The organism is Polaromonas sp. C04 (genome assembly GCF_002002705.1).
Taxonomy (GTDB): domain Bacteria; phylum Pseudomonadota; class Gammaproteobacteria; order Burkholderiales; family Burkholderiaceae_C; genus Rhodoferax_A.
In genome coordinates this window covers 22,823-29,917 of sequence record NZ_MUNS01000015.1, presented here as the reverse complement: position 1 = coordinate 29,917, position 7,095 = coordinate 22,823, and the positions used below count along the sequence as shown (strand labels likewise).

Sequence of the window (7,095 nt, the reverse complement as noted above, 5' to 3'; positions counted from 1 at the left end):
GGCCGCCAGCACGGTGGCAATGGCCGCCGTCAGCGTGGTCTTGCCGTGGTCCACGTGTCCAATGGTGCCCACGTTCACGTGCGGCTTGGTGCGTGCATATTTCTCTTTTGCCATTTTCAATTCTCCAAAGAACAGTTCCCGTGTACAGGTTTAATGTCTGCACCATGTTGCTGGTTCGCCCCGCACGGGAACAGGGCGGCACACCGTCGCAGACAGTTTGAAATTATTTCGCGCGGGCAGCCACGATGGCCTCGGCCACGTTGCGCGGGGCTTCGCTGTAGTGCTTGAACTCCATCGTATAAGTGGCGCGCCCTTGCGACATGGAACGCAGCGTGGTCGAGTAGCCGAACATTTCAGACAGAGGTACTTCGGCCTTGATGGCCTTGCCGCCACCGACCATGTCTTCCATGCCCTGCACCATGCCGCGGCGTGAGGACAAATCGCCCATCACGTTGCCGGCGTAGTCTTCGGGCGTTTCCACTTCCACGGCCATCATGGGCTCCAGGATCACGGGACTGGCCTTGCGGCAGCCTTCCTTGAAACCAAAGATGGCAGCCATCTTGAAGGCCAGCTCGTTCGAGTCCACGTCGTGGTAGGAACCGAAATGCAGCGTCACCTTGACGTCCACCACCGGATAGCCCGCGAGCACGCCCTGGCCCAGCGCTTCGATGACGCCCTTTTCCACGGCAGGAATATATTCACGCGGCACCACGCCACCCTTGATGGCGTCGACGAACTCGAAACCCTTGCCGGGTTCCTGCGGCTCGATCTTGAACACGACATGGCCGTACTGGCCCTTGCCACCCGACTGGCGCACAAACTTGCCCTCGGCATCCGTCACCGTCTTGCGAATGGTCTCGCGGTAAGCCACTTGCGGCTTGCCCACATTGGCTTCCACGCCGAACTCGCGCTTCATGCGGTCCACAATAATTTCCAGGTGCAACTCGCCCATGCCGGCAATCAGGGTCTGGCCCGACTCTTCGTCGGTCTTGACGCGGAAAGAAGGGTCTTCCTGCGCCAGACGCTGCAAGGCGATGCCCATTTTTTCCTGGTCGGCCTTGGTCTTGGGCTCGACGGCCTGGGTAATGACGGGCTCGGGGAACACCATGCGCTCCAGCGTGATGATGGCCGTGGGATCGCACAGCGTCTCACCGGTGGTCACGTCTTTCAGGCCCACACAGGCGGCAATGTCGCCGGCGCGAATTTCATCGACTTCCACGCGGTTGTTGGCCTGCATCTGCACGATACGGCCGATGCGCTCTTTCTTGCCGCGCACCGGGTTGTAGACGCTGTCGCCCTTGGACAGCACGCCCGAATACACGCGCACGAAGGTCAGCTGGCCGACAAACGGATCGGTCATCAGCTTGAAGGCCAGCGCGGAGAATTTCTCGCCATCATCGGCCTTGCGCACGGTCGGCGCCTCATCGTCATCGGTGCCGTCGACCGGGGGAATATCCACCGGCGAAGGCATGAAGTCAATCACGGCATCCAGCATGCGCTGCACACCCTTGTTCTTGAAGGCCGTGCCACACAGCATGGGCTGGATTTCGCTGGCGATGGTGCGCGTGCGCAGGCCCAGCATGATTTCGGCTTCGGTCAAGTCACCCTCTTCGAGGTACTTGTTCATCAGCTCTTCGTTGGCCTCGGCCGCGGCCTCGACCATTTTCTCGCGCCACGCCTTGGCGGATTCCAGCAGGTCCGCCGGAATATCGCGGTACTCGAACTTCATGCCCTGGGAGGCTTCATCCCAGATGATGGCGCGCATCTTGATCAGATCCACCACGCCGGTGAATTTGTCCTCGGCGCCGATCGGAATGACCACAGGCACGGGGTTGGCCTTCAGGCGCAGCTTCATCTGGTCCACGACCTTGAAGAAGTTGGCGCCGGTGCGATCCATCTTGTTGACAAAGGCCAGACGCGGCACCTTGTACTTGTTGGCCTGGCGCCACACGGTCTCCGACTGGGGCTGCACACCGCCCACGGCGCAGTACACCATGCAGGCGCCGTCAAGCACGCGCATGGAACGCTCCACCTCGATGGTGAAGTCCACGTGGCCGGGGGTGTCGATGATGTTGATGCGGTGCTCGGGGCGGGACAGGTCCATGCCCTTCCAGAAACAGGTCACGGCCGCGGACGTGATGGTGATGCCGCGCTCCTGCTCCTGCTCCATCCAGTCGGTCGTGGCCGCACCATCGTGCACCTCGCCCAGCTTGTGGTTCACGCCGGTGTAAAAAAGAATGCGCTCGGTGGTCGTGGTTTTGCCGGCGTCGATGTGCGCCGAGATGCCGATATTGCGATAGCGATCGATGGGGGTCTTGCGAGCCATGATGGGTCCTTGGTTGCTCGATAAATTCAAACTGCTACGCCGAAACTGCGCCTTCACGGCGCGGCGTAGCAAGCAACGCTCAGGCGGGATGCGCCGACCAGGGCCGCACGACAGCACGGACCGGCCGAAGCAACGACATATAAACGTTGCGCAGTAACTGCTTCCTAGAAGCGGAAGTGGGAGAAGGCCTTGTTGGCCTCGGCCATGCGGTGAACTTCGTCACGCTTTTTCATGGCGCCGCCACGGCCTTCGGTGGCTTCGATCAGTTCGTTGGCCAGCCGCAGGGCCATCGACTTTTCGCCGCGCTTCTTGGCCGCTTCCTTGATCCAGCGCATGGACAGGGCCAGCCGGCGCACCGGGCGCACTTCGACCGGCACCTGGTAGTTGGCACCGCCGACGCGGCGGGACTTTACTTCCACCATGGGCTTGACGTTGTTGATGGCGATGCTGAATGCCTCGACCGGGTCTTTGCCGCCGGATTTTTTCTCGATCTGCTCGAGCGCACCGTAGACGATGCGCTCGGCAATCGCCTTTTTGCCGCCTTGCATGATCACGTTCATGAATTTGGCGAGTTCGACATTGCCGTACTTAGGATCCGGCAGGATTTCACGTTTAGGGACTTCGCGACGACGTGGCATTTTTTCACCTCTATTGCTTCAGTTGGTGTGTTTTGAGGACACCGCGAGAGTTATCAAAACCCTCACTTACTCGACCCACTCGGAAAATTCCGGGCTTCGGGTCACTTCGTTTGATTCACCGGCCAGGGCGACTCAAACACCGACTAACTATTCGACGATCAGGCCTTCTTCGGGCGCTTGGCGCCGTACTTGGAGCGCGACTGCTTGCGGTCTTTCACGCCCTGCAGGTCGAGCGAACCGCGCACGATGTGATAGCGCACACCGGGCAAGTCCTTGACACGGCCGCCGCGCACCAGCACCACCGAGTGCTCCTGCAGGTTGTGGCCTTCGCCGCCGATGTAGGAAATCACTTCGAACCCGTTGGTCAGGCGCACTTTGGCAACCTTGCGCAGGGCGGAATTGGGTTTTTTGGGCGTTGTGGTGTACACGCGGGTGCACACGCCGCGGCGCTGTGGAGAATTCTCCATCGCCGGGCTTTTGGACTTGATCTTTTCGACCTCGCGTCCCTGGCGTACTAGCTGATTAATGGTTGGCATGAATAAAACGTCCCTAAACGTTTGAAAACTTGAACGAAAACGTGAATCCCTTCGGAAATTCCGAAAAGCCTTCAAGTATAGCAGTGTGAGCGGTTTGTCGCAAATTCGCGACGCGCGCCAAAGACAGCAACCGCTCACACCCGGATGAGGCGCCGTGGCTATGGCGCCATTATTTGATCCACAGCCGTATCGCATCCCAGGCGCGGCCCAGGATACCGGCCTGATCCACTGACTCGAGCACCACCAGCGGCACATCGGTCAGGGGTTGGTCACCCAGCGACACCTTGAGCGTGCCAACCTGCTGCCCCTTGACGAACGGGGCGACCAATGGGTCGGGGCGCACCACCTGAGTCTTGATCTTGGCTGCGCCGCCGACGGGAACCGACACGACGATGCCCTCCGGGCGCCCCAGCTTGAGGGTATTTTCCTTGCCCTTCCAGACACTCGGTGTCACGGCCGGCTGATTGGCACCAAACAGCTTGATGTCTTCATAGGCGGTATAGCCCCAGTTCAGCAGCTTTTGCGATTCGTTCAGGCGCGCGGCTTCGCTGGTGGTGCCCAGCACGACGGTCAGCATGCGCCGGCCCGGCACATTCGGGAAATCACGCTTGGCGGTGGCAATCAGGCAGTAGCCGGCCGCATCCGTGTGGCCCGTCTTCAGGCCGTCCACGGTGGGATCGCGAAACAGCAGGCCGTTGCGGTTCGTGTCGTTGCTGGGCGGCGTGCCGGCGTAATGGTATTTCTTGATCGCATCGTAATACGCATATTCGGGGAAGTCGCGCCTCAGTCGCGTCGCCAGCGTGGCCAGGTCGCGCGCGGTCGTCAGATGACCGGGCTCCGTCAGGCCGTCCGGATTCTTGTAGGTCGTCGAGTTCATACCCAGGGCCTTGGCCTGGTCGTTCATCATCTGCACGAAGTGCTCCTCGGTGCCGCCCACGCCTTCCGCCAAAGCCATCGCGGCATCGTTGCCAGACTGCACGATCATGCCCTTGATCAGGTCATCCACCGGCACCTGCATCTTCGGGTCGATGAACATGCGCGAGCCTGGCATCTTCCAGGCCCGCACACTGACCGGGAACGTCTGGGTCAGGGTAATTTTCTTGGTCCGCAGCGCGTCGAACACCAGGTACGCCGTCATCAGCTTGGTCAGGGAGGCCTGCTCGACCGGAGCGTCGATATCCTTTTGCGCCAGGATCTGGTTCGACGTCATATCCATCACCAGGTAGTTGCGCGCCGCAATCTCGGGTGGCTGCGGCAGCGAAGACGGCGCGGGAGCCACGGCAGCGGCAGCGGGCGCCGGCGCGGTCTTGGGAGTGGCGGCCAGCAGGCCAAGAGGAGCCACCAGCGAGGCGGCCACAAGCGCGCGCAGCGCAGACGTAAAACGGTTCATGGATGAGGTGATTTCGATTTGAAAAGAAGTTAAAGGCAGGACGGGCCGCTGTGGGACTGCGACCGGTCCGATAAAGTTTCAGGACCGCAGATGGCGCACCACCAGATTTTTCAGCAGCGGCAATTGTCCGTGAAAGAAGTGCCCGCCGCCCGGAACGACTGTGACAGGAAGTGACTGCGGCCGTGCCCAGTCCAGCACCGCCGCCAGCGGCACGGTGTCGTCCTGCTCGCCGTGAATCACGAGGGTGCGTTCATGCGCCTGCAGCGGCACATCGGCTACATCGAAGCGGGCCACGGCCGTGCCCACCAGCACGATTTTCTCGATGGCGCGCACGTCCCACAACGCCGCAATGGCGCGGCTGGCAACGAACGCGCCAAAGGAAAACCCAGCCAGCGCCAGCGCCCCGGCGGGCGCAAGCTGCTCGATCAGCGCGAGCAGGTCGTCGGTCTCGCCACGGCCTTCGTCATGCACGCCGGCGCTCGCGCCGACGCCGCGAAAGTTGAAGCGCACCGCGCTCCAGCCGCATTGCACGAAGGCACGCGCCAGCGTTTGCACGACCTTGTTGTCCATCGTGCCACCGAACAGCGGGTGCGGATGGGCAATCACCGCGACACCGCGCGCCGCCTGGCCCGGCGCCAGTACGGGCTCATCGCGCACCGCCTCGATGGCGCCTGCGGCGCCCGACAGCCTCAGCTTGAGGGTTTGTGAATTCACCGAAATCAGCGCCCGAGGTGCGGCGGCACGCGCAGGCGCTCCACCACCCGGCCGTTTTTCAGGTGCGACTCGACGATCTCATCGATGTCGTTCTCGTCCACATAGCTGTACCACACCGCCTCGGGGTAGACCACGGCCACCGGCCCCGCAGCGCAGCGGTCCAGGCAGCCCGACTTGTTCACGCGCACGCGGCCCGGACCGGCCAGGCCGGCCGCCTTGACCAGTGCCTTGCAGCGATCGAAACCCTGCTGGGCGCCATGCTGGGCGCAGCAGTTCTCGCCGTTCTTGCGTTCGTTGAGGCAGAAAAAAATGTGGCGTTCGTAATAGGAAGGGGGAGCCGCCGCATCGGCGGGCAAAGGGGCATTCATGCGGGTATTTTAGGTGCCGGGCTCGCGCCGCGAGACCCGCACCAGCACATACACCAGCGTGACATAAGGCCAGAGCCAGCCCATCCACTGGATCACGCCATGGAAGCGGATGAAGCGGCCCTGCTCCCAGGTCTGCAGCGTTTGCGAGAAATACGCACTGGCCGGCGCCTGGTTCAGCACGCCCAACTGCACCGCCAGCGCCAGCAGCAGCAGCGCGGCGCAGGCACGCCGCGGCATGGCGAGCAGCGCCAGCCCGACGGGGAAGGCCACGCCGAGTCCCACTTGCACCGGCAGCGAGAACCAGCCCCAGGCGTGCGACGGACCGTAGCTCAAGGCATCGGACAGCGCTGTCGCGCAGATTCCCACAGCGATAGTTGCTATTAAAAACAGAGCGCGACGCGCCTTCGAGCGGATAATGCAGTAGCCGAGCAGACACGGGATCAGCACCCCCAGCATGGCGCACAGCAGCGCGGCGCTGGGCAGCAGCGGCTGCAGTTCCACTTCGCGCACGGGCAGCCAGGCCAGAAACGGTGTGCCCTGCAAGGCATCGCCCAGCGCGGCCTCGAGCCGCTCCATCACCTGGCCCAGCCCCAGCGGCACCGGTGTCGGAAACAGCAGGGCCACCGGCCATAGCGCCAGCAACACCAGCGCGCCGCGCGCATCGTCGACGAACCAGTGCGCGCGGATCCGGCTCCAGTGGTCGATGGCGCCGAGTTTTTCCAGCGAGAAGGCCGTCACGGCACCCAACCAGCCCCCCAGCAGGTTCAACGTGAGATCGACATTCGACGGCACGCGCACCGGCAGGTAGCTTTGCAGCGTTTCCATCGCGAACGACAGCAGGCCGCACGCCGTTGATGCCAGCAGCACCGCGTGCGCGCTGCGGCGCGGCCCGCCACTGCGCAGCGCACTGAGCGCATACAGAAAGCCGAGCGGCGCGTAGCCCAGCACATTGGAGACCAGGTCGAACCAGGTCCAGTACTTGGGCAGCGGGGCCGTCAGGTAGAACCAGGGCACGATACCCTGGTCGCGCCAGTCGGAAAACGGGTACAGGCTGGCATAAACGATGAGCGCCGTGTAGCTCAGCGCGAGCGGCCAGGCCGAGGTCTTTTGCGTCACGGCGCGT

Annotated in this window: 8 protein-coding genes; all 8 read right to left on the bottom strand. The window is 62.8% G+C overall.

All coding sequences use genetic code 11. From position 1 onward, the window contains the following. Positions 1–114 (bottom strand): GTP-binding protein (locus B0E49_RS00500; RefSeq protein ID WP_144264383.1); only part of this gene is annotated, 114 nt, incomplete at its 3' end. Positions 115–223: 109 nt separating this feature from the next. After that, complete coding sequence (fusA, locus tag B0E49_RS00495) at positions 224–2,326, bottom strand: elongation factor G (protein ID WP_077560015.1); 2,103 nt, start codon at positions 2,324–2,326, stop codon at positions 224–226. 164 nt (positions 2,327–2,490) lie between these two features. After that, a complete protein-coding gene (gene rpsG / locus B0E49_RS00490) occupies positions 2,491–2,964 on the bottom strand; it encodes a 30S ribosomal protein S7 (RefSeq protein ID WP_077560014.1) in 474 nt (157 codons plus the stop codon). A gap of 158 nt (positions 2,965–3,122) precedes the next feature. Continuing rightward, on the bottom strand, positions 3,123–3,500 hold the full coding sequence (gene rpsL / locus B0E49_RS00485; RefSeq protein ID WP_077560013.1) for a 30S ribosomal protein S12: 378 nt from the start codon (positions 3,498–3,500) through the stop codon (positions 3,123–3,125). Between the two features lie 169 nt (positions 3,501–3,669). Next, the gene (locus B0E49_RS00480) at positions 3,670–4,890 is read right to left on the bottom strand and encodes a D-alanyl-D-alanine carboxypeptidase family protein (protein ID WP_077560012.1); all 1,221 of its coding nucleotides are present in this window, start codon (positions 4,888–4,890) and stop codon (positions 3,670–3,672) included. Positions 4,891–4,968: 78 nt separating this feature from the next. Next, positions 4,969–5,604, bottom strand: coding sequence for an alpha/beta hydrolase (locus tag B0E49_RS00475; RefSeq protein WP_077560011.1), 636 nt, complete (start codon positions 5,602–5,604; stop codon positions 4,969–4,971). Between the two features lie 5 nt (positions 5,605–5,609). Beyond that, on the bottom strand, positions 5,610–5,972 hold the full coding sequence (locus B0E49_RS00470; protein WP_077560010.1) for a (2Fe-2S) ferredoxin domain-containing protein: 363 nt from the start codon (positions 5,970–5,972) through the stop codon (positions 5,610–5,612). 9 nt (positions 5,973–5,981) lie between these two features. Further along, complete coding sequence (locus B0E49_RS00465; RefSeq protein WP_286137716.1) at positions 5,982–7,088, bottom strand: VanZ family protein; 1,107 nt, start codon at positions 7,086–7,088, stop codon at positions 5,982–5,984. Between the last annotated feature and the right edge of the window lie 7 nt (positions 7,089–7,095).

Excerpts from the sequence above, each read along its gene's own strand:
- fusA (WP_077560015.1), bottom strand. The coding sequence starts at position 2,326 with ATGGCTCGCAAGACCCCCATCGATCGCTATCGCAATATCGGCATCTCG.
- rpsG (WP_077560014.1), bottom strand. The coding sequence starts at position 2,964 with ATGCCACGTCGTCGCGAAGTCCCTAAACGTGAAATCCTGCCGGATCCT.
- rpsL (WP_077560013.1), bottom strand. The coding sequence starts at position 3,500 with ATGCCAACCATTAATCAGCTAGTACGCCAGGGACGCGAGGTCGAAAAG.
- B0E49_RS00480 (WP_077560012.1), bottom strand. The coding sequence starts at position 4,890 with ATGAACCGTTTTACGTCTGCGCTGCGCGCGCTTGTGGCCGCCTCGCTG.
- B0E49_RS00470 (WP_077560010.1), bottom strand. The coding sequence starts at position 5,972 with ATGAATGCCCCTTTGCCCGCCGATGCGGCGGCTCCCCCTTCCTATTAC.